The 24045-nt window shown below is 74.3% G+C and carries 21 protein-coding genes; 10 read left to right on the top strand and 11 right to left on the bottom strand.

Features of this window, described 5'->3' with window-relative positions; genetic code table 11:
- Positions 1–238 precede the first annotated feature (238 nt).
- Both ACZ6NC_RS12370 and ACZ6NC_RS12375 read left to right on the top strand, forming a co-directional pair.
- A complete protein-coding gene (locus ACZ6NC_RS12370) occupies positions 239–586 on the top strand; it encodes a DUF742 domain-containing protein (RefSeq protein ID WP_465731756.1) in 348 nt (115 codons plus the stop codon).
- The gene (locus ACZ6NC_RS12375; protein ID WP_465731699.1) at positions 567–1307 is read left to right on the top strand and encodes a GTP-binding protein; all 741 of its coding nucleotides are present in this window, start codon (positions 567–569) and stop codon (positions 1305–1307) included. The genes ACZ6NC_RS12370 and ACZ6NC_RS12375 overlap by 20 nt, the downstream gene beginning before the upstream one ends.
- Before the next feature lie 165 nt (positions 1308–1472).
- Here ACZ6NC_RS12375 and ACZ6NC_RS12380 read toward each other — a convergent pair whose 3' ends face one another.
- Positions 1473–1847: a hypothetical protein gene (locus tag ACZ6NC_RS12380; protein ID WP_465731701.1), complete on the bottom strand. Its 375-nt coding sequence runs from the start codon at positions 1845–1847 to the stop codon at positions 1473–1475.
- Between the two features lie 390 nt (positions 1848–2237).
- Between ACZ6NC_RS12380 and ACZ6NC_RS12385 the strand changes: the two genes are divergently transcribed.
- Together ACZ6NC_RS12385 and ACZ6NC_RS12390 are read left to right on the top strand one after the other, a co-directional pair.
- Positions 2238–2858 carry a sigma-70 family RNA polymerase sigma factor gene (locus ACZ6NC_RS12385; RefSeq protein ID WP_465731703.1) on the top strand — a complete coding sequence of 207 codons (621 nt, stop codon included), beginning with the start codon at positions 2238–2240 and terminating at the stop codon, positions 2856–2858.
- Positions 2859–2903: 45 nt separating this feature from the next.
- Positions 2904–3860: a hypothetical protein gene (locus tag ACZ6NC_RS12390; RefSeq protein ID WP_465731705.1), complete on the top strand. Its 957-nt coding sequence runs from the start codon at positions 2904–2906 to the stop codon at positions 3858–3860.
- 218 nt (positions 3861–4078) lie between these two features.
- Here the strand turns inward: ACZ6NC_RS12390 and ACZ6NC_RS12395 are convergent, their stop codons facing one another.
- Positions 4079–5503 carry a cation:dicarboxylate symporter family transporter gene (locus ACZ6NC_RS12395; RefSeq protein ID WP_465731707.1) on the bottom strand — a complete coding sequence of 475 codons (1425 nt, stop codon included), beginning with the start codon at positions 5501–5503 and terminating at the stop codon, positions 4079–4081.
- A gap of 256 nt (positions 5504–5759) precedes the next feature.
- Here ACZ6NC_RS12395 and ACZ6NC_RS12400 point away from each other — a divergent pair, with 256 nt between their 5' ends.
- Both ACZ6NC_RS12400 and ACZ6NC_RS12405 read left to right on the top strand, forming a co-directional pair.
- Complete coding sequence (locus ACZ6NC_RS12400; protein ID WP_465731709.1) at positions 5760–7457, top strand: sensor histidine kinase; 1698 nt, start codon at positions 5760–5762, stop codon at positions 7455–7457.
- Positions 7454–8194 (top strand): response regulator, encoded by a 741-nt coding sequence (locus ACZ6NC_RS12405; protein WP_465731711.1) that lies wholly within the window; start codon positions 7454–7456, stop codon positions 8192–8194. The genes ACZ6NC_RS12400 and ACZ6NC_RS12405 overlap by 4 nt, the downstream gene beginning before the upstream one ends.
- Positions 8195–8203: 9 nt before the next feature.
- Here the strand turns inward: ACZ6NC_RS12405 and ACZ6NC_RS12410 are convergent, their stop codons facing one another.
- From ACZ6NC_RS12410 to ACZ6NC_RS12420, 3 genes are all read right to left on the bottom strand, one after another.
- Positions 8204–8530 carry a DNA-binding protein gene (locus ACZ6NC_RS12410; protein ID WP_465731758.1) on the bottom strand — a complete coding sequence of 109 codons (327 nt, stop codon included), beginning with the start codon at positions 8528–8530 and terminating at the stop codon, positions 8204–8206.
- 65 nt (positions 8531–8595) lie between these two features.
- A complete protein-coding gene (locus tag ACZ6NC_RS12415) occupies positions 8596–8907 on the bottom strand; it encodes a hypothetical protein (RefSeq protein ID WP_465731712.1) in 312 nt (103 codons plus the stop codon).
- 28 nt (positions 8908–8935) lie between these two features.
- Positions 8936–9637, bottom strand: coding sequence for a class I SAM-dependent methyltransferase (locus ACZ6NC_RS12420; RefSeq protein WP_465731714.1), 702 nt, complete (start codon positions 9635–9637; stop codon positions 8936–8938).
- Positions 9638–9795: 158 nt separating this feature from the next.
- Between ACZ6NC_RS12420 and ACZ6NC_RS12425 the strand changes: the two genes are divergently transcribed.
- The 4 genes from ACZ6NC_RS12425 (at position 9796) to ACZ6NC_RS12440 (ending at position 15388) form a co-directional block, all read left to right on the top strand.
- Positions 9796–11283: a diaminobutyrate--2-oxoglutarate transaminase family protein gene (locus tag ACZ6NC_RS12425; RefSeq protein WP_465731716.1), complete on the top strand. Its 1488-nt coding sequence runs from the start codon at positions 9796–9798 to the stop codon at positions 11281–11283.
- The gene (locus ACZ6NC_RS12430; RefSeq protein ID WP_465731718.1) at positions 11280–12809 is read left to right on the top strand and encodes a pyridoxal phosphate-dependent decarboxylase family protein; all 1530 of its coding nucleotides are present in this window, start codon (positions 11280–11282) and stop codon (positions 12807–12809) included. The genes ACZ6NC_RS12425 and ACZ6NC_RS12430 overlap by 4 nt, the downstream gene beginning before the upstream one ends.
- 441 nt (positions 12810–13250) lie before the next feature.
- Positions 13251–14039: a tRNA-dependent cyclodipeptide synthase gene (locus ACZ6NC_RS12435; protein WP_465731720.1), complete on the top strand. Its 789-nt coding sequence runs from the start codon at positions 13251–13253 to the stop codon at positions 14037–14039.
- Between the two features lie 161 nt (positions 14040–14200).
- On the top strand, positions 14201–15388 hold the full coding sequence (locus tag ACZ6NC_RS12440; protein WP_465731722.1) for a cytochrome P450: 1188 nt from the start codon (positions 14201–14203) through the stop codon (positions 15386–15388).
- Between the two features lie 152 nt (positions 15389–15540).
- Here ACZ6NC_RS12440 and ACZ6NC_RS12445 read toward each other — a convergent pair whose 3' ends face one another.
- From ACZ6NC_RS12445 to ACZ6NC_RS12470, 6 genes are all read right to left on the bottom strand, one after another.
- A complete protein-coding gene (locus tag ACZ6NC_RS12445; protein ID WP_465731760.1) occupies positions 15541–16338 on the bottom strand; it encodes an inositol monophosphatase family protein in 798 nt (265 codons plus the stop codon).
- Between the two features lie 181 nt (positions 16339–16519).
- Positions 16520–17737, bottom strand: coding sequence for an alanine racemase (locus ACZ6NC_RS12450; RefSeq protein ID WP_465731724.1), 1218 nt, complete (start codon positions 17735–17737; stop codon positions 16520–16522).
- A 29-nt stretch (positions 17738–17766) separates the two neighbouring features.
- Positions 17767–19521 (bottom strand): IucA/IucC family protein, encoded by a 1755-nt coding sequence (locus ACZ6NC_RS12455; RefSeq protein WP_465731726.1) that lies wholly within the window; start codon positions 19519–19521, stop codon positions 17767–17769.
- On the bottom strand, positions 19518–20762 hold the full coding sequence (locus ACZ6NC_RS12460) for an MFS transporter (RefSeq protein ID WP_465731728.1): 1245 nt from the start codon (positions 20760–20762) through the stop codon (positions 19518–19520). Before ACZ6NC_RS12460 ends, ACZ6NC_RS12455 begins: the two co-directional genes overlap by 4 nt.
- Positions 20759–22486, bottom strand: a complete 1728-nt coding sequence (locus ACZ6NC_RS12465; protein WP_465731730.1) for an IucA/IucC family protein — start codon at positions 22484–22486, stop codon at positions 20759–20761. The genes ACZ6NC_RS12460 and ACZ6NC_RS12465 overlap by 4 nt, the downstream gene beginning before the upstream one ends.
- Before the next feature lie 77 nt (positions 22487–22563).
- Positions 22564–23862, bottom strand: coding sequence for an ATP-grasp domain-containing protein (locus ACZ6NC_RS12470; protein ID WP_465731762.1), 1299 nt, complete (start codon positions 23860–23862; stop codon positions 22564–22566).
- Positions 23863–24045: the final 183 nt, after the last annotated feature.

The following is a 24045-nucleotide window of genomic DNA, read 5'->3' on the forward strand; positions in this document are numbered from 1 at the left end:
GCGGCCTTACGAGCCGCCTAACGAGCCGCCTCACGAGCCGCCGAACGAGCACCGCCGCCCCGAGCCGTGGCCGGCCGCACCCCCGCGGGCGCCACAGGCGCCACGGACAGCCGAGGCCGCGCAGGCCCCACCGACCGCGCAAGCCCCCGGCAGCCCATCGCCCGGCAGCCCACCGCTCGCCAGGAATCCGCTCGCCGCCGCCCATCGTTCGCGCTGGTACGACGACGAGGCCGGGCCGCTGGTCCGCCCGTACGCGATGACCAGGGGGCGGACCAGGCCCAGCGGGCGGGAGTTCGACCTGATCGCCCTGGTGGTCAGCGACGTCCCCGACCCCGGGGCCTTCCCGGACACGCCGGACCTGCCGGTCGGCCCGGAACAGGGCCTGATCCTCGGCCTCTGCCGCGGCAACGCCCTCTCGGTGGCCGAGATTGCCGCCGACCTCGACCTGCCGCTCGGCGTGGTGCGGGTGCTGCTCGGCGATCTGCTGGCGGCCGGCCACATCCGGGTCAGCCGCCCCGTCCCGCCCGCACTGCTCCCTGACGAGCGCATCCTCCAGGAGGTCATCCATGGACTCCGCGCACTCTGACCGCCCGTACGCCCACGGCCGCTACGGGGACGGCCTCTACGGGGACGGCCCGCCCGGGACCGGGCGAGGGCCCGAGACCGAGAGCGAGCGCAAGAACGACGGGGGCCACGGCGGGGCCGAGCACGAGGGCTCCTCGGACGCCCCCGTGCTCGCCCTGAAGATCCTGGTCGCGGGCGGATTCGGCGTCGGCAAGACCACCCTGGTCGGATCGGTCAGCGAGATCCGTCCGCTGCGCACCGAGGAGCAGCTCACCGAGGCCGGGCGGGGCGTGGACGACACCGGTGGGGTCGAACAGAAGACCACCACGACGGTGGCCATGGACTTCGGCCGGATCACCATCCGCGAGGGCCTGTCCGTCTATCTCTTCGGCACCCCGGGGCAGGACCGGTTCTGGTTCCTCTGGGACGAGCTGGCACAGGGCGCGCTCGGGGCGGTGGTGCTCGCCGACACCCGGCGGCTGACCGACTGCTTCCCCGCGGTGGACTTCTTCGAGCACCGGGGCATCCCGTTCGTGGTGGCGGTCAACCGCTTCACCGGCACCCGTGACTTCGGGACCGAGGAGGTCGCCCGGGCGCTGGACCTGGAGGCCGGTACCCCGGTGGTGCTCTGCGACGCGCGCCGCCGCGCCTCGGGCAAGCAGGTGCTGATCGACCTGGTCGAGCACGCCGGCCGGGTGCACGCCGCCCGGCTGCTGGCCGATGCCGGAGCGGCCATGAGATAGGGCCGCGGCAACGGCCGCGCCCGGCAAGGGCGGAGAGGGGTGCCACCCGCGTGGGCGGCACCCCTCGGTGCTGTCGGAATCCTGTGGTCGGCTCGTCGGTCGGCTCTTCGTCAGTCGGTTCTGTAGTGGGAGGGCTCCTGTCGGAGTGCCGCTGTCGGCGGTGGGTCAGCCGCGGGTCTGGAAGACGATCCGGGTCCAGCTGGAGCCCGGGCAGTTGCCCCAGACCGCCCACGGCTCGGACCGGGCACCGATCCAGAGGCCGGTGGTGGAGGTGCCGTTGGCGCAGTAGGTGATGGTGCGCAGCTCACCGGAGTAGATCCGGCAGTTGCCCTCCCAGCGCCAGCCGTAGTCGGCGGTGATGGTGCAGTGGTAGGAGGCGGTGACGGCCTCGGACGACGCGGCGCCCGAGCCGGCGGAGATGCTCTGGTCGGCGGCCGGCGTGGCGGCGGCGGCCGGCAGGGTCGTGGTGCCGAGGACGCCGAGGGCGGCCGCGGCCACCATCCCGAGCCTGGCGATGTTCCGGGCGATACAACCTGACATGGCGATCTCTCCTCGCTCGTGCTGCCTGCCCCGGGCGGGCGGGAGTCTGAATCGGTAATTCCCGTGCCCCGTCGAGACGATGACGCATTGCACACGAATGACTGCGCACGGTGAGACGACGAACTATGATGTGATGTGCGTCACAGCGCGGTTGGCGGGCGGATCGCCAACTGTGCCTTCGGGGTGCCGATTTCCGAGGGGAGCGGCATGGAATTCACCGGTCGGTGCCGGAGTGGGCGGGATCCGGAGGTCACCGCCGCTCCCGGAACGGCGGATCGTGCGGCAGCGGATCGTGCGGCGGCGGCCCGCAGAGTGGCGGGCCTCGATACGCCGGCTCGCAGCGCGAGGGATCCCGGCCCGGCCGATCCCGAATCCGCGGAATTCAACCGGGTGTTCACGGAAATGCTGCCGCGGCTCCACCGGGCGGCCGTCTCACTCGCCGGAAGCGCGTCCGCGGCCGGGGACATCGTGCACGACGCGTATCTGCGCATCGCCCGCGCGCCCGAGCGGTTTCTCCGTCACCCCCAGCCCTATGCCTACGCGTTCACCACCATGGCGAACATCGTGCGCGACCAGTGGCGCAGGGAACGCCGCCGGCTGGTCGTGCCGGAGCGGGCCGAGGGTGAGCGCACCCGGGCCGACCCGCTCGGCGGGGGGCTGGGGGAGTTGCAGGCGCGCTGGGAGGTGGTCCGGCTGCTGCGGCTCCTGACCGCCAAGCAGGCCCGCGTGGTGGTGCTGGTCGACCTCGGCGGGTACACGGTCGACGAGGCGGCTGCCCTGCTGGGCGTGCACCGCTCCACGCTGGCGGTCACCCGGCGTCGTGCGCTGAGCCGGCTCCGGGCCGTCCTCGAACGCGAGCGCGAATGCGACCGGGTCGACGGCCGTGACCGGGTCGACCGCGGCGGTAGCGACGGCGCCGGTGGCAGTGACAGTGGCGGTGGCAGTGGTGGCGGCGGTGCCGGCGGCAGTGGCGCGACGACGCCGCCGCCCCGGCCCGACGCACCGAGCTGACGACAAGTCAGCTGATGCGCCGCCCCGGCCCGTACGCTGCGATTCGTGATCACGTACGAGGAGCACCGGCTCCGCACCCTGGTCGAGGACGGCCGCTGGCCCGAACTGCTGGGCGCCTACCGGCAGGCCCGGGCCGCCGCCGTGGCGCGCGCGGGCGAGGGCTGGGCGGCGGCCGCGACCGCACCGCTCGGCCACCTGATCGCGTACGCCGCGCCGCCCGAGCTGGCCGTGCGCCTGTTCGACCCGGACGGCGGACCCGGCACCGCCGCCGGGGTCGCCGACCACGACGCCGGGCCGCTCTGGGAGGTGCTGGCGACCCGGCACTCGTGGCTGCGGCTGGCCCCGCTGCTCGGCCCGGCGCCGGTGCGCCGGCTGGTCGCGCACACTCGGGTGCTGATCGGTGAGGACCTCTCGTACGGCGCCGAGCCGGACCCGGAGGGCGTCCCACTGGTGCTGGAGCCCTGGGAGTCGGCCGGCTGGGGCGAGGGTGTGCGAGTCCGGGACTACCTGCCTCGCGGCGGCTCGCGCAGCGCACTGCTCACGCTGCCCGCCACCCGGGAGGGGCTGGGCCCGGTGCTGCTGCCCGAGCCGGGCGCCAGGCTGCGCGGACAGCGGGCGACGCGGGCGCTGGCCGCGCTGGCGGAGTGGGTGGAGGTGGCCTGTGTCCGGGGTCCTGCGCCGCAGGCGGCCGGGCAGCTGGCGCCGGGCCGGCGGGTCACCGGCGGGTACCTGCCGTTCGCGGTCGCCTACCCGGTGCTGGTGCAGGCGGGTGCGGCGGACCGGGCGCAGGGCTCGGCGGACGGCCGGCTGGCGCTCTGGCGGGCGCTCGGCGCGATGGCCGGCGGCGACGGGCCGAACCGTGCGGAGGTGAACGCGCTGGTGGCCCGGATGCGGTGCTTCACCTGGTGCGACCCGGCCGACGGCCTGCGCCACCTGCACGTCGCGATGGAGGACCCGGCGAGCGGCCTGAGCTGGGCGGTCAGCGGATCGGACGAGCCCTGACGCGTGCGGGCAGGGTGGCGGTACGGGGTGTCGGGACGGGGCAGTGGTGCGAGGCGGCGCCGCAAGGCGGTGGTGCGGGGCAGTGCTGCCAGGACACGGACAGGCCCGGTGCGAAACGGACCCCGGCCCGGCGCCGCCCGGGAGGTTGGGCTGCGGCGCCGGGCCGGGGAGAAGGGGGAGAACAGGGAGAATGGGGAGAGCGGGGAGGGGGCCGGCGGTCAGGCGGGCGTCGGGCTCGGCGCCCCGGCCTGCGGCGGGACGGTCTCCGGCGGCGCGGGAGCAGCTTCAGGCGCCTCCGCGGCCCCGGGCGAGGCCGGGCCGCCGTGCGCGTCGACCAGCGTCCGCTCGTCGAACGGCACCTCGCCCGCCAGCACCTGCCGGGCCCGCTCGCGGTCGAACTCGCCGGTCCAGTGCCCGATCAGCACGGTGGCCACGGCGTTGCCCGCGAAGTTGGTGAGCGCCCGGGCCTCCGACATGAAGCGGTCGATGCCGACGATCAGGCCGACCCCGTCCACCAGCGCCGGCTTGTGCGACTGCAGCCCGCCGGCGAGGGTGGCCAGCCCGGCGCCGGTGACCCCGGCCGCGCCCTTGCTGGCGATGATCATGAAGATCAGCAGCGAGGCCTGCTCGCCCAGCGACATCGGCTTGTCCATCGCCTCGGAGATGAAGATCGAGGCCATGGTCAGGTAGATCGCGGTGCCGTCGAGGTTGAAGCTGTAGCCGGTCGGCACGGTGATGCCGACGACCGGGCGGCTGACGCCCAGGTGCTCCATCTTGGCGATCAGCCGGGGCAGCGCGCTCTCCGAGGAGGAGGTGGAGAGGATCAGCAGGAACTCGCGGCCCAGGTAGCGCAGCAGTGCGAACACGTTGACACCCGCGACCAGCCGCAGCAGGGTGCCGAGCACCACCACCACGAAGAGCGCGCAGGTGACGTAGAAGCCGATCATGATGACGGCGAGGCTCTTCAGCGCGGCCGTGCCGGTGGCTCCGACCACCGCGGCCATCGCCCCGAAGGCGCCGATCGGGGCCACCCACATGATCATCGACATGACCCGGAACACCAGCCGCTGCACGTGCTCGATCCCGCGCAGCACGGGCGCGCCGGCCGGGCCCATCGCCTGCAGTGCGAAGCCGGCCAGCAGGGCGACCAGCAGCGTCTGCAGCACCTTGCCCTCGGTGAGGGCCGAGAGCATGGTGGTCGGGATCATCCCGAGCAGGAAGTCGGTGGTGGACTGGGCCGCCCCGGCGGCGGCCTGGGCGTGCCCGGACTTGGCCAGCGCGGCGGTGAGGTGCAGTCCGCCGCCGGGCTCCAGCAGGTTGCCGACCACCAGGCCGATGGCCAGCGCCACCGTCGACATGGTGAGGAAGTAGCCGAGGGCCAGGCCACCGACCTTGCCGACCTTGGCGGCCTTGGTCACCGAGCCGATGCCCAGCACGATGGTGCAGAAGATGACGGGGCTGATCATCATCTTGATCAGGTTGACGAAGCCGGTCCCGACCGGCTTCAGCTCCACCGCGAACTTCGGTGCGGCCAGGCCGACCACCACGCCCGCGACCACGGCCACGATGACCGCGAGATAGAGGTAGTGGGTGCGGTCCTTCCGTCTGACCCCCGCCTGCGGTCCTGCTCCGGTGATCGACATCTGCGGCTCCTTCGCCCTGCAGTCCTGGCGGCCCCGGGTGGTGGGCCGATCCGACTATGTGCTGCGCAGTGACGGAGGTCACGTTTGCGTTCATAGAGTTCACGCACGCCTGGGCTCGGCGGATCGGCTGCCCGCGTTCCACTGCCCGCCCGCCCGTCCGCGTTCTGCCGACCGCCTTCCCTGCGCCCCGCGGGTCGGCTGCCCGCGTTCCGCCGTGCGCCTGGACGCCGGGCCGCCGTGGTGCACACTGGCAGGCATGTCCCCGCGCACGCTCCCCACGCCGCGCCGGCTGGTGCGCAGCCTGGCCGGACAGCTCTTCGTTGTCCAGGTGGTGATCGTCGCCGCCGTGGTGGCCGGGGGCGCCGTGCTCGCGTACCTGTTCACCGCCGGCCGGGCCGAGGACGCGGCCCGCGCCCAGGTCACCGCCGTCGCCCGGTCGGTCGCCGACTCGCCGTCCGTGCGGGCCGCCGTCGCCGGTCCCGATCCGACCGCCGTCCTCCAGCCGTACGCCGAGCAGGTCCGGGTCGACACCGGGGTCTCGTTCATCACGGTGATGGACACCGCCGGGGTGCGCTGGACCCACCCGCTGCCCGAGCAGATCGGCAAGACCTTCCTCGGTCACATCGACTGGGCGCTCGCCGGGGAGACCCGCAGCGAGACGTACACCGGCACGCTCGGCCCGTCCGTCCGGGTGGTCACGCCGGTGCTGGACGAGCGGCACCGGGTGGTCGCGCTGGTCAGTGCGGGCATCACGGTGAAGTCCATCTCCGCCCAGCTGAGCGGGCCGCTGCTGGCCCTGGCCGGTGTCGCGGTGGCCGCGCTGGCACTCGGCGGGCTCGGCACCTACCTCGCCAACTCCCGGCTGCGGCGACACACCCACGGCATGGGACCGGCTGAGCTCAGCCACCTCTACGAGTACCACCAGGCCACCCTGCGCTCGGTGCGCGAGGGGCTGGTGCTGCTGGACCGCCGGCACCGGGTGGTGCTCTGCAACGACGCGGCCCGCGAACTCCTCGGGTTGAACGGCGACTTGGAAGGGCATCCGATCGACGGGCTGGGGCTTCCGGAGGCGCTGGTGAAGGCCGTGCTCGGGGCGGAGCCGGTCCGGGACGAGGTCCACCTGACCGCCGAGCGCGTCGTGGTGCTCAACACCTCCACCATCGGCACCGGCCTCGGCCGCGTCATCACCCTCCGCGACCACACCGAACTCCAGGCGCTGAGTGGCGAGTTGGACTCCGTCCGCGGCTTCACCGAGGCGCTCGGCGCACAGGCGCACGAGGCCGCCAACCGGCTGCACGCCGTGGTCTCGCTGATCGAACTCGGGCGCCACCAGGAGGCGGTGGAGTTCGCGACCGCTGAACTGGCCCTCGCCCAGCAGCTCACCGACCGCGTGGTCGCCGCCGTGGGCGAGCCGGTACTGGCCGCGCTGCTGCTCGGCAAGGCCGCCCAAGCCGCTGAGCGGGGAGTCGAGTTGACGCTCACCGAGGACAGCCGGATCGACGACGGCGTGCTGCCGCCCGGCCTCTCCGCCCGCGACCTGATCACCGTCCTCGGCAACCTGATCGACAACGCGGTGGACGCGGCCATCGCCGGCGCCGCGGGGAGCACCGACCCGCCCGAGGTCACCGTCACCGCCCGGATCGACGCTGCCTGGCCGAACGTTGCCGGGGCCGACGCCGGCCGGCCCGACGCCGCCCGGCCCGAAGGCGATCACCTGCTGCTGCGGGTCGCTGACACCGGCACCGGCATCGACCCGGCCGCCGTGGAGGATGTGTTCCGGCGCGGTTGGAGCACCAAGCAGGACGGCCGCGGACACGGGCTCGGGCTGGCCCTCGTCGCCCAGGCCGCCCGACGCAACGGCGGCACCGTGGAGGTGGGCCGGGACCGCGGCGCGGTGCTCACCGTCCGGCTGCCGCTGAGCCGGCCCCGCCGGCGTGAGGCGGTGGCGCCGTGACCCGCCCCCCGGGCCGGCCGGACCTCGCGGCCCGGCCCGACATCTCCGTCCTGGTGGTCGAGGACGACCCGGTGGCCGCCGCCGCCCACACCCTCTACGTCCAGCGCGAACCGGGATTCCGCGCGGCCGGCACGGTGCACAGCTGCGCGGACGCGCTGCGCTTCCTGGACCGCGCCCGCGCCGCCGGCCGGCCCGTCGACCTCACCCTGCTCGACCTCTACCTGCCGGACGGGCACGGGCTCCAGCTCTGCGGCACGCTGCGCGCGGCCGGCCACACCACCGACGTCATCGCCGTCACCTCCGCCCGCGACCTCGCGATGGTCCGCCAGGCCGTCTCGGCGGGCGTCGTCCAGTACCTGCTCAAGCCGTTCAGCGCCGCCGCCCTGCACGACCGGCTGGAACGGTACGCCCGCTACCGCGACACCCTCGCCCGCACCGGCGAGGCCACCGGCCAGGACGAGGTCGACCAGGCCCTCGCCCTCCTGCGAACCCCCGAACGCACCGCCCTCCCCAAGGGGTTGAGCGCCCCCACCCTGGACACCGTGGCCACCGTCCTGCGCGATGCCCGCACCGGCCTCTCCGCAGCCGCCGCCGGCACGGCCGCGGGCGTCTCCCGCATCACCGCCCGCCGCTACCTCGAACACCTCGTCGACACCGGCCTCGCCGCCCGCGAACCCCAGTACGGCAACGTCGGCCGCCCCGAACTCTGCTACCGCTGGACGGGCGGGGGCGGGTAGACGGTCTGGTCAGACCGCGATCAGCATGATCCGCTTGTCGCAGAGCTTCGCCATGTCGTCGATGTCGCTGGTGAGGAGCCTGACGGGTCCGGGCTGGGCCATTGCGGTGGCCGCGACGACAGCGTCGATCGCGTACTTGTGGCCGTGCAGCCCAGCCGTCCTGAGGAGTGTCATTGCCTGGTGAGTCAACTGTCGGGTCACCTCCTCGACGTTGAGGCGGGAGACGACGAAGTCCCAACGGGGCTGCGGCTGCTGCGGGTTCATCGCGTCGATCAGGGTGATCGTGCTGACGACCACCCTGGCGCCGTGCGTCTTGGCGTGGTCGATTCGGGCCATCACGAGTGGATCTTCGGCGACGGCAAGGGACAGGCCCTGGCTGTCAAGCACGAGCGCCCCGGGCATCAGCTTGCCAGGGACTCCCGCGTTTCCTGTTCGGCGAGCCACTGGGTGTACCTCCGCTCCGCTTCTTCGGCCTCGCGGGCAGCCTGGGCGCGGGCGGTTTCGGGGATCTCGCCGTTGCGACGGACGTAGTCGTCGATCAGTTCGGCCAGGTGCTCGCGTTCTATCGCCTGTCTGACCGCAGCGGTGACATAAGCGCTGAATGATCCCTTCCCTACGCGGGCGCGGACCTCCTCGGCCACGTCCTCGGGCATGGAAACGCTGTACTTCTTCACCGGGCGCGAGGCCGGCGCGGCATCCATCGGCTCGGACATGCGGCCAGGTTACCACCGGCGGTGTCAACTACGGGATGACTCGGGTCGCCAGCACGAGGTACTGGTCCGCCGTGTCCGTGTATGTGTCCAGCTGCCAGCCGGTGGCGGTCAGGAGTGGGCGGAGGCTGGGCTCGGCGCGGAGGTCGTCGGGGGTGAGTTCGCGGCCGTGGCGGGCGGCGAGGGCGGCGCGGCCGATGGGGTGGAAGAGGGCGAGCGTGGCGCCGGGGCGGGAGATGCGGGCGAGTTCCTGCAGGGTGCGGGCCGGGTCGGGGAGGTGGGAGATCAGGCCGGCGGCGAAGACCGCGTCGAGGGTGGCGTCGGGGAGGGGGAGGCGGGCGCAGTCGGCGAGCAGCAGGGCGGCGGTGCCGGGGTGGCGGGCGCCGGCCTCGTGCAGCATCTCGGGGGTGACGTCGGCGCCGAACACCCGGCCTTCGGGGCCGACCGCCGCGCGCAGCAGGGGGAGTGCGCGGCCGGTGCCGCAGCCGGCGTCGAGGACGGAGTCGCCCGCTTGCAGGTTGAGTCCGGCGATCGCGGCGGCGTAGCGCGGGCCGTCGTCGGGGAAGCGGTCGTCCCAGCCGGCGGCGCGGGCGGCGAAGAACTCGCGGGTGCGGGCCAGTTCGGCGGCGTACTCGGGGTGTTCCGCGGCGAGTCCGGCGGCGTCGGCGGCGTGATCGGCGGCGCCGACGGTGTGATCCGCGGCGTCGTGGGGGGAGGAGGGGGAGGGTGGCATGGGGGTGAGGGTAGCGCGCGGGCCGTAACCTCCGGCCCGGCCGCTCGTTGGGATATCGGGCCCTGTGTCACCCGCATGGGTGGTTCTCGTGGCTCCGGGCATATCCGGCCAGGTCAGGGAAGTAAAGTTAGGCTTACCTAACTTTTTGGGAGTTCGCCTTGACGCTCGCCGCCGTCCCCGCCACCGGGCCCGCTGCCGTCCCCGCCCAGGCCCAGGGCGGCGACGCCATCCTGCGCCGCCAGCGCATCCGCGAGTCCGCCGCCCGCACCTACGCCCGCTCGTTCCCGATCGTCCCGGTGCGCGCCAACGGCATGACCGTCGAGGGCGCCGACGGCCGCCGCTACCTGGACTGCCTCTCCGGCGCCGGCACCCTGGCGCTCGGCCACAACCACCCGGTCGTCCTGGAGGCGATCCGCCGCACCCTCGACAGCGGCGCGCCGCTGCACCTGCTGGACCTCGCCACCGCCGAGAAGGACGACTTCACCACCGCCCTGTTCGAGAGCCTGCCGCGCGAGTTCGGCGAACAGGCCCGGGTGCACTTCTGCGGGCCCGCCGGGACGGACGCCGTCGAGGCCGCGCTCAAGCTGATGCAGACCGCCACCGGCCGCTCCGGCGCCCTCGCCTTCACCGGTGCCTACCACGGCATGACCGCCGGCGCCCTCGCGCTGACCGGCAACGTCGCCGTCAAGGAGCCGCTGCCGGGCGGCGGCGAGGTGGTCCGGCTGCCCTACCCGTACGGCTACCGCTGCCCGTTCGGGGTCGGCGGCGAGGCGGGCGCCGAACTCGCCGCGACCTACGCCGAGCGGCTGCTGGACGACCCCTCGGGCGGCGTGGTCCGGCCCGCCGCGATGGTCCTGGAGGCCGTGCAGGGCGAGGGCGGGGTCGTCCCCGCCCCCGACGGATGGCTGCGCGAGATGCGCCGGATCACCGCCGAACGCGGCATCCCGCTGATCGTCGACGAGGTGCAGACCGGGGTCGGCCGCACTGGCGCGATGTGGGCGGTCGAGCACAGCGGGATCGTCCCGGACGCCATGGTGCTCTCCAAGGCGATCGGCGGCAGCCTGCCGCTCGCCGTCGTCGTCTACCGCGCGGAGTACGACGGCTGGCGCCCCGGCGCGCACACCGGCACGTTCCGCGGCAACACCCTCGCCATGGCGGCCGGCGCGGCCACCCTCCGCTACGTCGCCGCGCACGGGCTGGCCGAGCGGGCCGCGCTGGTCGGCGCCCGGATGACCGAGCGGCTCCGCGCGCTGGCCGGCGAACTCCCGGTGATCGGCGACGTGCGCGGGCGCGGGCTGATGATCGGCGTCGAACTGGTCGACCCGGCCGCCGAACCGGACGCCTGCGGGGCCCGCCCGGCCGCGCCCGCGCTCGCCGTCAAGGTCCGCGAGGCCTGCCTCGCCCGCGGGCTGATCGTCGAACTCGGCGGCCGGCACGACGCGGTGCTGCGCCTGCTTCCGCCGCTCACCATCACCGACGAGCAGGCCGACGCCGTCCTCGACCGGCTCGCCGACGCCATCGCGGCGGTCGTCCGGGCCGACGGCGGGGTTGCCGCCCGGGCCGGGGTTGCCACCCGGGCCGGGGGTGCGGCCGGCCGTGCGGTCAACGGCGCGACCGTCGCCGCGACCGTTGCGGAGGCCCGGTGAGCGGCCCGGGCCCCTCCGGGGTGCCCGAGGAGCCCGGGGAGTCCGGCCTCCCCGACGACCCGGCCGCCCCGCCCGACGCGCTGGCCGGCGGTGCGGCGGGCCCGGCCGCGCTCGGACCGCTGCTGGCCACCGTCCTGGACGCGCTGGACGCGGGCGCCGCCCGCCGCCGCGGACCGCTGCCCGCCGGGCACCCGGCCGAGATCGCCGCCGCCGTCACCGAGGGGCTGGCCGCCGCCCACGGCCCGCAGGCGCTCGCCACCCTCACCGAACTGCTCACCCGCGGCGCCGCCGACCCCGCCGACCCGTACTGCGCCGCCCACCTGCACTGCCCGCCACTGGCCGTCGCGGCCGCCGCCGACCTCGCCGTCAGCGCGCTCAACCCCTCCCAGGACTCCTGGGACCAGGCCCCCGCCGCGACCGCGCTGGAGACCGCGCTGCTCGCCGAACTCGCCGGCCTGGTCGGCTACGACCCGGCCCACGCGGCCGGCGTGCTGACCTCCGGCGGCACCGAGTCCAACCTGATGGGCCTGATGCTGGCCCGCGACCAGAAGCTCGACGGAATCGTGGAGTTGGACGGTCTCCCGGCCGGCGTCACACCCCGGATCATCGCCTCGCAGGCTGCGCACTTCTCCGTCCAGCGCGCCGCCGCCCTGCTCGGCCTCGGCGAGCGCGCCGTGATCCCCGTCCCGGTCGACCGCGAACTGCGGATGGACCCGGACGGGTTGGCGCGGGCCCTGGCCGAGACCAGCTGGGCCGGCCGGACCCCGATCGCCGTCGTCGCCACCGCCGGCACCACCGACACCGGCGCGATCGACCCCCTGCACACCGCCGCCGACCTCGCCGCCCAGTACGGCGCCTGGCTGCACGTCGACGCCGCGTACGGGGGCGGCGCGCTCCTCTCCGACCGGCTCGCCCCGCTGCTCGACGGCATCGCCCGCGCCGACTCCGTCTCCCTCGACTGGCACAAGCTCGGCTGGCAGCCGGCCGCCGCCGGGGTCTTCCTGGTGCGCCGGGCCGAGACCTACGTCTCGCTCGCCCGCCGCGCCGAGTACCTCAACCCGGCCGACGACGAACGGGCCGGATACCCCAGCCTGTTGGGGCAGTCGCTGCGCACCACCCGGCGGGCCGACGCCTTCAAGATCGCCGTCACCCTGCGCACCCTCGGCCGCGCCGGACTCGGCCGGCTGGTCGACGCCTGCCACCAACTGGCCCTGGACGCCGCCGAAGCCGTCCGCGCCGAACCCGAACTGGAGCTGCACGTCGAACCCGTCCTCACCACCGTGGTGTTCCGCTACCGGCCGCCCGGCGGACAGGACGGAGCCGCGCTCGACGCGGTCAACGGCGAGGTGCGCCGGACCCTGCTGCGCACCGGCCGCGCCGTCGTCGGCCGGACCGAACTGCCCGGCGAGGGCCCGGGCCGGGTCCGCCTGAAGCTGACCCTGCTCAACCCGCACACCACCGCCGCCGAGGTCGGCGAGCTGCTGCACGTGATCGTCCGGACCGGCCGGGACGTCCGGCCGGCGTAGCGGGCCCCGGCGGCCGTAGCGCGGCGCATTCAAAAACAACGCCTTTTCCCCGGAGGGATGTTGGAGGAAGGCACACTGGCGTGACATGCTGTCCGGGGGATATTCGGCCGCCCCCGAAAAGCCTCCGTGGACATACGTTTCCGTGGGAGTGCAGGCCGATTCCGGCCGCCCGGTGATCAGATTTCGCCAACCCCCTGACAGGGCTTGCGGAGATCCCGAAGATCGGCGGTAACTTTATGTGGTCGCCGCCCCACCAAGAGCACATGGCTCTCTTCGGTGCAGGCCGCCTGACCAGGCACGCGCCATCCGCATGCGGTGAGCTCACCCGTACAGCCGAGTGAACTCCGCCTACCCGCCATGCACTTCGGTGAACCCCGGTTAATAGCGCGTGAACCACGTGAGACCAATCCTTTGACCAATCCTGCGAAGCGGAGGCAAGGCATGCGCGAAACCCTCCCGGGCGAAAGCATCGTCACCATCGATCCGGCCACGTACGAGGCACTGCCGTTCTCCGACCGCTGCCGGGACATCTGGCGGCGCGGCGACCACCTGCTCATCGGCGTCAGCCCGGGAAACAGCTATTTCAGCCACCGCCGAATAGCCGAACTCATCGGGTGGGGGCTGGAGTTCTTCGAGCGAATCGACATCGTCCACGCCGACCTGCACGTCGAGGCGCAGTTCGAGTCCTTCGGCTACACCGCCGAGCACGCCCAGCGCCGGGCCGCCAAGGAGGTCAAGGCCACCGCCCGGCGGATCGCCCGCGGCGCCGAGGAGGCCGGCCGGCCCGACGTTGTCCGGATGCACGCGCTCTCCGAGTTCACCGGCCACCCCGCGTACCGGCGGCTGCACCGGCAGGCTCTGGATGCACTCGCCACCGACGGGGTGTTCCGCGAGGCCGCCGAGGGCATGGCGCGCGGGTTCCTGGCGGCCCGGATGGACGAGGGCCTGGCGCCGAACGAGCCCCAACTCGCCGCCGGACTCCGGTACATCGCCGCCGAGCTGCCGTTCTTCCTGGACACCCCGGCACTGCTCGGCGTGCCCTCCTCGGTCAGCTGCTACCACCTCCAGCTGCCCCTCACCCCCGTCCTGTTCGGCCGCGAGGAGGGGCTGCGTGCGGCGCCGGGCCAGGGGTACGCGGTGGTCCGCCCGGCGTCGCCGACCGGGTCCGGCGCATCTGCCGCGCCTGTCGCCGCTGCCTCCGCTGCCGTTGAGCCGGCTCACGCTGCCTGAACCCGCGCGGCCCGAACCTGAGCTCTGAGCCTGTGCCGCCGAAGCCCGTTCCGCCGAACCCGAGCTGCCGACCCTTGCCCGCAGCGTTCCCCGGAGTCATTCCCGCGCGCCGCGGGCCGCACCCTGCATCCCGCATCCACACCCGTACCTGGAGCACACCTGTGACCGACCTGACCTTCCCGCTCTCCCGCAGAGGCGACGTCCTTCCCGAGGAGGCGAGACGGCTGCGTGAGGAGCAGCCCGTCGCCCGGGTCCGCACCATGACCGGCGACCCCGCCTGGCTGGTCAGCAGCTATGAGCTGGCCAAGCAGGTGCTGGAGGACGAGCGGTTCAGCCTCAAGGACACCGCCAACCCGGGCGTCCCCCGCCAGTACGCGCTGACCATCCCGCCCGAGGTGGTCAACAACATGGGCAACATCAACAGCGCCGGCCTGCGCAACGCCGTCATGAAGACCCTCTCGCCGCGCGCCGACCGGGAGTTGGACGGCTGGCTGCAGGCCGAGGCGCACCGGCTGATCGACGCGCTGGTCGACCAGGGCGCCCCCGGCGAACTGCGTGACGGTTTCACCGACCCCTACTCCGCCGCCCTGCACTGCCGGTTGCTCGGCATCCCCACCGATGACTGGCGGCGGCTGATGGCCGGCATCGATGTCGCCTTCCTCACCAGCCCGGTGCCGTTCGAGGGCGCGGCGGCCAACTGGTACAAGGACCTCGGCTACATGCTGGACCGGCTCAACGCCGATCCGGAGCCCAAGGACGGCCTGCTCGGCCGGTTCGCCGAACTGCGCCGCTCACCCGAGGTCTCGGACCGGGTCGGTGACGAGCTGCTGGCCACCGTCGCGCTGTCCCTGTTCGGCGCGGGTGCCGTCTCGACGTCCTCATTCCTGTTGCACGCGATCATCTACCTGGCCCAGCAGCCCGCACTGGCCGAGCGGCTGCGCCGGGAGCCCGCGCTGATCGGCCGTGCGGTGGACGAGCTGCTCCGGGTCAACCTGTCGATCGGCGACGCACTGCCCCGGATCGCGCTGGCGGACGTGCGGCTCGGCGAGGTGGAGGTGAAGGAGGGCGAGCTGGTGCTCGTCCTGATCGAGGGCGCCAACTACGACCCGGCGGTCTTCCCGGACCCGGAGAGGATCGACTTCGACCGGACCGACAACCCGCACCTGGCCTTCGGCGGCGGACGCCATTTCTGCCCGGCCTCGGCGCTCGGCCGCACCCACGCCGAGATCGCGATCACGGCCCTGGTCGAGCGGCTGCCGGGCCTGCGGCTCGCCCTGCCGGTCGAGCAGTTGGCCTGGCGGCCCGGGTTCATCAAGCGGCTGCCGGAGCGGCTGCCGGTCGTCTGGTGAGGCCGGGCCTCCGGTGAGACCTGTCGGCTGGTGAGGCAGGTCGCACAGGTGCGACCTGTGCGACCTGTGGGACCTGCCTTCCGGTGAGGCCGGACGCCGGGGCCGGGTCGGGCCGGGTGAGGCCGGGTGGGGCGAGGGGTGGTTGCCGGGGCTTACGGGCCGAGCAGGATGTCGCGGGTGCGCTCCCAGCTCTCCGGGTCGGCGGCGACCAGCAGGCCGTCCTCGCCGCCCGGCGCCTCCGGCCGGTAGGGGCTGCCGTCCAGGCGGGCGGAGACGCCGCCGGCCTCGGTGACCAGCAGCGATCCGGGGGCGTGGTCCCAGGGGAGGGTGCGCCAGTAGAGGATGAAGTCGACGGCGCCGTCGGCGAGGTCCGGGTACTCGATCCCGGCGGCGTGCCGGCCGGGGGTGACCTCGCCGAACGCCGTGGCCCTGGCCTCCATCAGCCGGCGCCGGTCCGGGGCCAGGAAGCGGCTCTTGATGGAGCCACGCCACTTGGCGGGTTCGCCGGGTGCGGGTGTCCGGGTGAGCCGGTGGCCGTTGCGCCAGGCGCCGGAGCCGAGCTCGGCGGTGTAGCTGGTGGCGGTGGCGGGCTGCCAGATCCAGGCGGCGACGGTCTGACCGGCGCGCACCAGCGAGGCCATCACGGCGTACTCGGGGCGGCCGGCGATGAAGTTGGACGTCCCGTCCACCGGGTCGACCAGCCAGACGGCCGGCTCGGAGTGCAGTGCCCGGGCGAGCCCGGGGTCGGCGGCGACGGCCTCCTCGCCGACCACCGGGACGGGCAGCAGCTCGCGGAGCCGCCGCTCGATGATCACCTCGGCCTCGCGGTCGGCGATGGTGACCACCTCACCGGGGGCCTTCTCCATCACCTCGCCGGCGGCCAGCGCCCGGAACCGCGGCTCCACCACCTCGGCCGACACCTCGGCGAGGATCTCGGCCACCCTGTCCATCAGCACGTGCGCGCTCCCTTCGCTGGCTACCACTCTCGCACGCTTGTGCGGTGGTGACCTGCGGCGGCCCCTCGGGCAGGGGTGGGCGACGGCTTCCGGACGCCGACTTTCGGCTGACAGGTGTCAAAGTCTGTCAGCTGAAAGTCGTCCCCGCCATCTGTTGCTCGTCAGCCGTCCTCCGTCACCCGCCCAGGTAGTGGAACCCCGGCCGGGGGTGCATCAGGAAGTCGTGGTGCGAGATGTTCCAGCCGTACGCGCCGGCCATCGCGAAGAGCACCCGGTCCGCGGTCCGGAGGCCCTCCGCACTCGTCGACGCGCGGGCCAGGACGTCCTTCGGGGTGCAGAGCTGGCCTGCCAGAGTGGCGCGGCCGGTGGTGACCGCGGGGCGGGGCCAGGGGTGCGGCCAGGCGTCGACCGGCAGCACGGCGAAGGGCTGGTCGTGGCCGCGGGTGGCCGGGGTGCGCAGGTGGTGGGTGCCGCCGCGGACCACCGCGAAGTCCTCGCCGTGGCTCTGCTTCACATCCAGCACCTCGGTGGCGTACCAGCCGCAGTAGGCGGTCAGGGCGCGGCCCGGTTCGATCCGCAGGGTCAGGCCGGGGTGCCGGTCGAGCAGCTCGCCCAGGCCCTCGCCGAACGCCACCCAGTCGAAGCGCGCCTCGGGGTCGTCGTAGTCGACGGCCATGCCACCGCCGACATTGACCTCGTCCAGCGTGAACGCGTGCCGCCGCGCCAGCCGGGCCGCCCAGCCGACGATCTGCCCGGCGAGGGCCAGCTGCTCCGCCGCCGCCAGCCCACTGGCCAGGTGCGCGTGCACGCCGCGCAGCCGCAGCCGCCGGCGGAGCGGGGCGAAGGGGCCGAGTGGATCGGTCAGCAGGCGGGCGCAGGCCTCCGCGCGGTCCGGGTCCAGGCCGAACGGGGTCGGCCGGCCGCCCATCGCGAGCGCCACCGTGTCCAACGCGCCCGTGCCCACCGGGAGGTTGACCCGCAGCAGCACGTCCACGGAGGCCCGCGGCCGGTCGTCGGTTAGTACGGCGGCGAGCCGGTGCAGCTCCTGCTCGCTCTCCACGTGCCAGCGGTGCACCCCGGCGTCCACGGCGGCCACGATCTCGGCGGGCGTCTTGCCGGGCCCTCCGAAGGCCAGCGGCGCGCCCGGCACGGCCTCCCGGACGTGGGCCGACTCGCCGCCGCTGGAGACCTCGTAGCCGTCGACAGCTCCCCGCAGCGCCGTCAGCACGGGCGCGTCGGGGTTGGCCTTGGCGGCGTAGTACAGCTCGACGCGCGCGGGCAGCGCGGCCCGGACGGCGGCGGCGTGCGCGCGCAGCGCCGCGAGGTCGTACACGAAGGCGGGCAGCGCGTCCGGCGCCAGCGCGGCGACGTGCCGGCGGACGGCATCGGTCATCGGGGTCTCCTCCACACGGTCGGGGGCGGTCATCGGGCGCTCCAGGCCGGGGTCCGCGGGGCCGGCGTCCGCACGCCCCGCGCCGGCAGGTGCGCGGCCTCCGCGAGTACGGTGCGGGCGAGCGGGGACGGCAGCCGGACGTAGCCGGCCTCGCGGTCGGGGCGGCGCTCCCAGCGGGTCAGCAGGTTGGCCTTGGCGGGCAGCGGCACTCCGGCGAGCAGGGCGCGCAGCCGGGGCGGGCGGCCGTGCGCGGCGGCGTACTCCTCCAGGACGCGCCGGACGGCCTCCCAGAGCGCGCCCTCCGCGTCCGGGTGGAGGTCGGCGAGGGCGGCCAGCAGTTCGGCCACGTGGTTGACCAGCAGGCAGTAGACCACGCGGTCCCAGCCGCGCTCGGCGTCGTACGCCATCGGGCCGGCCACCTCGGGCGGCAGTGCGGCGAGCAGGGCGGCGTTGCGATCGGGGACGAGCTTGGTGCCCTCCAGGTCGCGGAAGAGCACCTGGGCCGGCCGGCCGGCCGCGTCCACGCCGATCAGCACGTTCTGCAAATGCGGTTCCAGGACCACGCCGTGGTCGAAGTAGGCCGCGAGCACCGGCGGGACGAGCAGTCGCAGATAGGCCGTCCACCAGTCCAGGGCGTCCTGCGCGTCCGTGTCGGGGCCGAGCAGCGCGGAGATGTGGGCGGAGCTGGTCGGGTGCTCGTCGGCGACGGCGGCGGCCAGCAGCGGGGTGACGCCGGGGCGCAGGACGTCCGTGAAGCCCTCGCGGACGATCAGGCCGAACCCCTCGTAGAGTGCGCGATCCGGGCGGCCGTCCGCGCCGGGCAGGGCCAGCGTACGGAAGGCCGGTTCGCGCAGCATCGCGGCGTCGGGGAAGCGTTCGGCGAGGTCGGCGAGCGCGGGGGCGAGCAGTCGGGTCAGGGCGACGGCGCCGGTCAGCTCGTAGGCGGCGTTCTTGCGCAGGCAGTTGGTGATTCGCACGTTGAGGCTGAACTTCAGGAACGCGCCCGCGCCGTACAGGGTGCGGACCGAGGCGGTGGCGGTGAACGGTGCGCCGCCGGGGCCGAGGTCCAGGATGTCGCCACGCTCCAGTGCACCCTGCAACAGCGGGTGGTCGGCCACGAGTTGGTACTGCCAGGGGTGGGCGGGCAGCAGCCGGTAGCCGGCCGGCACCTCACGCTCGCCGTCGAGCAGGCCGTCCAGCAGCCCGTCGAGGAGTCCGGTGGCCGCCCGGTCCGCCGAGGCCTCGGCGATCAGCTCCTCTCGGACGGCCAGGTACCGCAGCCGGAACGCCGCCCGCGACTCCGGCGCGTACGACTGCCAGTCGCCGTGCTCGGCGGAGCGGGACTTGGGCGCGGGGTGGAACCGGTGGCCGAAGAGCAGGGCCTGCTCGGACTCCAGGTAGCGGTCCAGGCCCGGCGCTGGGCGGCCCTCCAGCCCGTTCCGGACCACCTCGTGACTCGACGTCAACTGGTCGAGGAACTCCTCGTTCACCGTGCCGGTGCGCAGCTCCAGTTCGTCCCGGACGTACCCGGCCAGCGTCTGCCAGTCCAACTCGGCCCAGCCGTCGGTCTGTTCCTCCTCCACCGGGCCGGTGAAGCGGTGTGCGCCGAGCAGCGAGGTGCGGCGCAGCGCGATCCGGAGCAGGGCGCCGCGCCGGGGGAGGCGGAGCAGCAGGCGGCCATCGGTGACGGCGGTCTGGTGTTCGGGTGCGGAGACCTCGCGCAGGAGGCAGTTGAGCAGGGTGTGGGCCACCGCGTGGTCCGCGGTGGGCAGTTCGTGGGTCATCGGTGACTCCAACGCTTGCGGGACGGAACGGCGAGCAGGGCGGCCGCGACGGCGGCCAGCAGTGCGGCGGCGGTGCCGGCCAGCACGGGGGAGGCGGCGCCGAACCGGCCGTTGGCCAGCGCCGCGACGGCGCCGGCGGCCACGGCGCCGCCCTTGGAGATGAATTCGAGGGTGCCGAACATCCGGCCCGGTGCCCGGCCGCGGGCGGCCTCGGCGGCCAGCACCGAGAGGCAGACCAGGCCGAGCGTGAGCCCGGCGCCGAGCAGCAGCCGGACGGCGACGAAGGCCGCCAGCGAGTGGGCGACGGCGTGCCCGGCCAGGCCCAGCGCGACGAAGCCGAAGCCGAGCGCGATGCCGGTGTGCGGGCGGGTGAGGAAGGCGGTGTGGGTGCGGGCGGCGAACGCCAGGTAGCACAGGTGGGGCAGGGCGAACAGGAGGCCGGTGGTGGTGCCGGAGACCCCGGGCAGCCGCTCCTGCGCCAGGGATATCAGGTACGGGAAGGAGATCACGGTCGCGAAGACGAAGGCGAACTCGAAGGTGTAGAGCACGGAGAGCGGTGCCCGCCCGGCCGGCTCGGTGCCGGCGGCGGGCGGCCCGTCGCCGGACGGGTCGTCCTCCTCGCCCGCCCGGGCCGGCCGCGCCGGTTCCGGCAGCAGGGAGAGCAGTACGGCGGCGGCCAGCGGCAGGGCGGCCATCAGCAGGTACTGCCGGTGCGGGTCGATCCACGGTGACAGCGCGCCGACCAGGATCGGCGCGGCGACCAGCGCGGCCCGCGCGCTGCCCTGCATCAGGGTGAGCGCCCGGGACAGCCGCGAACCGTCGAGCGCGGCGGCGAGGTAGCCGTTGGTGGCGGCGAAGGTGCCGCCGAGGAAGCCCTGGAGGACGAGGGCGAGGGTGAAGGCCGGCAGGCTCTCGGCGGCGCCGGCCAGCAGGAACGAGACGGTGAGCCCGAGTTGGGCACGGAGCAGCAGCCGCTTGCGGCCGAACCGGTCGGCGAGCCGCCCCCAGAGCGGGGCGCCGAGGCCGCTGAACACCGTCGGCACGATGTAGAGCACGCCGGCCCACCGGCCCTGCGGGTCGCCGAGCGCGGGCAGGATGGCGGTCAGGTACGGCGGCAGGCCGAGTGCGGCGAAGGAGGCGACGAAGTAGCAGGCGGCCACCGCGTGCACCTGGCGCCGGCCGAGCCCGTCGGTGCGGGCGGTGCCGCTCCCGGAGTGTGGGACCAGCGCTTCGACCGTCATCGGAGACTTCCCTGCGGGGAAGGGACGGGCGGCAGCAGGTAGTTGGGGCCGTCGGTGTAGTGCTTGTTGATGTCCGCGGCGCCCGAGCGCTGCTTCGTGAGCAGGGTTCCGGCCGTGACCATGGCCTTGACCGGCAGCCGTTCGGCGTCCAGCAGCGCGGTGCGCAGGGGTTCCCCGGCCGGCCCGATCCGGTCGACGGCCTCGGCCAGTCGCTTGCGCAACAGGGCCAGCAGGTCGGCGAGTTCGCCGCGGCCGTGCGCGGCCAGGCCGAAGGCGAGGGCACCGGTGCAGAGGTGGCCGGTGATGGTGGTGAAGAGGTCGGTCAGCGGCCGGTCGTCGTCGCCGAAGATCCTGGCGTCGTCGAACTCATCGTGCCCGGAGGCGAGTTCGCCGAGCGTGGCGGCGAGCCGGGCGGTGTGGACGCGCGGCCCGTCGTCGTCCTTGTAGAGCAGGCGCAGGCCGCCGTCCCCGTCCAGGACCAGCGAGGTGTTCTGCTGGTGGGACTCCAGCGCGATGCCGTAGCCGAAGAGGGTGGTCTGCCAGTCGAGTAGCAGCTCCAGCAGGGCGTCGAAGAGGGCGACGGGGTCGCCGCCGTGGAAGCGGTCGGCGAGGTGGTCGATCACCAGTCGCCCGCCGGGGGCCGGGGCCAGCAGGGCGGCCAGCGGCACCGTGACGGATCCGTCGAGGTGCGCGGGGTAGCGGCGGAGCAGCACGGCGAGCAGCTCGTGTCCGGCGTGTGCCCAGCTCTGCTCGTCGGCGTGCAGGATCCGGCCGGCGAAGCGCGGTTCGCGCTCCAGTACGGCCTCGATCAGCCGCTGGCCGGCGGCGCCGTCGAGCAGCGTGCCGGGCTTGATGGTGCGGCGGTTGAGCCGGCCCAGGGTGGCGGTGGCGAGCGGGAGTTTGAGGTGGTGGACGGGGTCGTCGGCGACGGCCACGGTCCGCATGGAGAGGGTGGGCAGCACGGTCAGGTACGGCCGGTCGGCGAGGACGGCGCGGCCCGCCAGGCCTGAGGCGTCAAGCGCCTCGGCCAGCGGTTCGCCGACGGTGAGCGGGTGGACCGGCAGGGTGGCCCAGGCGGCGTCGCCGCCCGGGAGGTCGAGTCCGAGGCGGCTCGGGGTGGGCCACCAGCTGGGCAGCGGCCGGCCGCCGTGCGTTCTGACGTCCCCGGCGGGGACGGCCAGCCAGCGCAGTTCGAAGGCCGGGTGGAACTCCGGCGCGTAGGAGCGGAGTTGCGTGTCGGTGAGGCCGGAACGGCCGCGCGCGGTCGGGTAGACCGGGTGGTCGAGGTAGGCGGCGAGGGTGTCGTGGCCGAGGGCGGCGGTGGGGCCGGTCCAGTGTGCCGGGTCCGTGCCGTACAGGTCGGTGAGCGTGACGTGCACCCCGGCCTGGGCGCGGTCGTGCAGCTCCATGGTGGCGAGGGTCTGCCGGCACTCCTCGGCGAAGGCCGCCCAGCCGGGCCGGTCCTGCGTCTCGGCGAGGCCGGCCAGGGCGGTCACGATGGAGTCCAGTCCGTCGAGCCGGGCGCCGTCCAGCTCCAGTAGCGGCAGCCGGGCCGCGTACTCGCTCTGGAAGCCGTCTTCGGCGACGGGCAGTGCGAGGCGGGCGTCTGCGAGGACGAGCCAGCGGCCGTCCGAACGGTCCTCGGCGGTGCTGCGGGTACGCAGCCCGAGCACGTCCTCGCGCAGCAGGGCGGAGAGCACCCGGAGGACCAGGGCGTCGGACACGGCAGCGGCTCCGGAGGCCCCGGGTGTGGCAGGAGCTCCGGAGGCCCCCGTGTGAGGTGTTCTGGCGGAAGGAGTGCTCACGGCGTGATCTCCCAGCGGTTGGCCGCGACGAAGCCGGCGACGGCGGCGTCCACGGCGGTCTGCTCGGGGCCGACGGCCCAGATCACGCCCAGGTAGTCCCGGTTGGTGCGGTAGTGCTCGTGCCGTTCGCCGAGCGGGCGCAGCGGCCGGTAGACGAGCCGGACGCCGTCGCGCTCCTCGTCGTACGGTCCGGGGGCGGCGGTGAGGGTGCCGGCCCGGTCGGCGCAGACCACCTCGTTGCGGGCGCGCAGCGGGGTGGCGGCGCAGAGTTCGGCGAGGTCGGCGGGCAGTTCGCGGCCGAGGTGGGCGGCGAGGATGTGCTCGAACAGCGGGATGCCGAGGACCTCGGCGAGCATGAGGTCGCACTGATCGCCGATGGCACGGTAGTTGACCTCGATGATCCGGACCCGGCCGTCCGGCTGGACGACGAACTCGGTATGGCAGGCACCGAGTCCGACGCCGATCGCGTCGAGCTGGGCGAGCACCTGGTCGACCACCGCGGCCGGGTGGACGGGGACGAACTCCAGCACCTCCTCGATGAAGTGCGGGGGCGGGGAGAGCCTGGTCCGGAAACCGCCGAGGACGTGGCGGCGCCGTCCGTCGCCGAGCGTCTCCAGGGTGCACAGCTGCCCGTTCAGGAACTCCTCGACGACCAGCGCGGCGCCCGGCCGTCGGTGCTGGATCTCCTTGCAGCGCAGCACCAGCTCGTCGGCGTCGGCGACCAGCGAGACGTCCTCGCTGGCGACGCCCTCGCGCGGCTTCACCACGACCGGGTAGGGGAGGTCCGACTCCCGCAGTACGGATGGGTCCTGCCCGGGGTCGAGCTCGGCCGAGCGGACGGTGTCCACGCCGGCGGCGGCGAGGTGGCGGCGCAGCTCGCCCTTGTTCTTGGCCCGCAGCGCGGCCTTCCAGTCCTTGGCAGGGCGCCCGAAGTACCCGGCGACGAGGGCGGTCTGGGTCTGGAGGTGGTCGCTGTTGCTGAACACCGCGAACGGCACACCCGTGGCGTGGTCGGCGCCGTCCCCGGCTTCGGTGACGGCCTGGGCGGCTCGGGCTGCTCGGCCGGCGACGGCCCCGGCGGTGTGGTGCCGGGAGATCAGTCCGATCACCTCACGGAAGTCCCGGACCTCGCACTCCACCACCTCGGGCGCGAACTCCAGGTCGGCGTAGGCGCGTTGATGGGGTCCGGCATGGTCGGTCAGCACCGTGACGTCGAGCCCGAGCCGGGCGGCGGCCGGCAGGAACCCCTGGGTGACCGAGTCGGTGGGGTTGAGGGCGAGCAGGTAGAGCCGCATGTCGGCGCGGGTCCTCTCCATGTGGTGGGGGAGTGGGGGCGGTCCCGGGGGGGGGGGGGGGGGGGGGGGGGGGGGGACCCCACGGGGGGGGGGGGGGGGGGTTGTGGGGCTACCCACCGCAACACCCCGTCACTTTCTCACACCTCACCCCCCCAAACACTCCCCTCTTCGCCCTCCCAGACA

The organism is Kitasatospora sp. NPDC041988 (assembly GCF_055588525.1).

What these genes read in the sequence shown, in the direction of transcription:
- ACZ6NC_RS12375 (WP_465731699.1), top strand. Translation starts at nt 567, where the DNA reads ATGGACTCCGCGCACTCTGACCGCCCGTACGCCCACGGCCGCTACGGG.
- ACZ6NC_RS12380 (WP_465731701.1), bottom strand. Translation starts at nt 1,847, where the DNA reads ATGTCAGGTTGTATCGCCCGGAACATCGCCAGGCTCGGGATGGTGGCC.
- ACZ6NC_RS12395 (WP_465731707.1), bottom strand. Translation starts at nt 5,503, where the DNA reads ATGTCGATCACCGGAGCAGGACCGCAGGCGGGGGTCAGACGGAAGGAC.
- ACZ6NC_RS12400 (WP_465731709.1), top strand. Translation starts at nt 5,760, where the DNA reads ATGTCCCCGCGCACGCTCCCCACGCCGCGCCGGCTGGTGCGCAGCCTG.
- ACZ6NC_RS12410 (WP_465731758.1), bottom strand. Translation starts at nt 8,530, where the DNA reads ATGGCCCGAATCGACCACGCCAAGACGCACGGCGCCAGGGTGGTCGTC.
- ACZ6NC_RS12415 (WP_465731712.1), bottom strand. Translation starts at nt 8,907, where the DNA reads ATGTCCGAGCCGATGGATGCCGCGCCGGCCTCGCGCCCGGTGAAGAAG.
- ACZ6NC_RS12420 (WP_465731714.1), bottom strand. Translation starts at nt 9,637, where the DNA reads ATGCCACCCTCCCCCTCCTCCCCCCACGACGCCGCGGATCACACCGTC.
- ACZ6NC_RS12435 (WP_465731720.1), top strand. Translation starts at nt 13,251, where the DNA reads ATGCGCGAAACCCTCCCGGGCGAAAGCATCGTCACCATCGATCCGGCC.
- ACZ6NC_RS12445 (WP_465731760.1), bottom strand. Translation starts at nt 16,338, where the DNA reads ATGGACAGGGTGGCCGAGATCCTCGCCGAGGTGTCGGCCGAGGTGGTG.
- ACZ6NC_RS12450 (WP_465731724.1), bottom strand. Translation starts at nt 17,737, where the DNA reads ATGACCGATGCCGTCCGCCGGCACGTCGCCGCGCTGGCGCCGGACGCG.
- ACZ6NC_RS12455 (WP_465731726.1), bottom strand. Translation starts at nt 19,521, where the DNA reads ATGACCCACGAACTGCCCACCGCGGACCACGCGGTGGCCCACACCCTG.
- ACZ6NC_RS12460 (WP_465731728.1), bottom strand. Translation starts at nt 20,762, where the DNA reads ATGACGGTCGAAGCGCTGGTCCCACACTCCGGGAGCGGCACCGCCCGC.
- ACZ6NC_RS12470 (WP_465731762.1), bottom strand. Translation starts at nt 23,862, where the DNA reads ATGCGGCTCTACCTGCTCGCCCTCAACCCCACCGACTCGGTCACCCAG.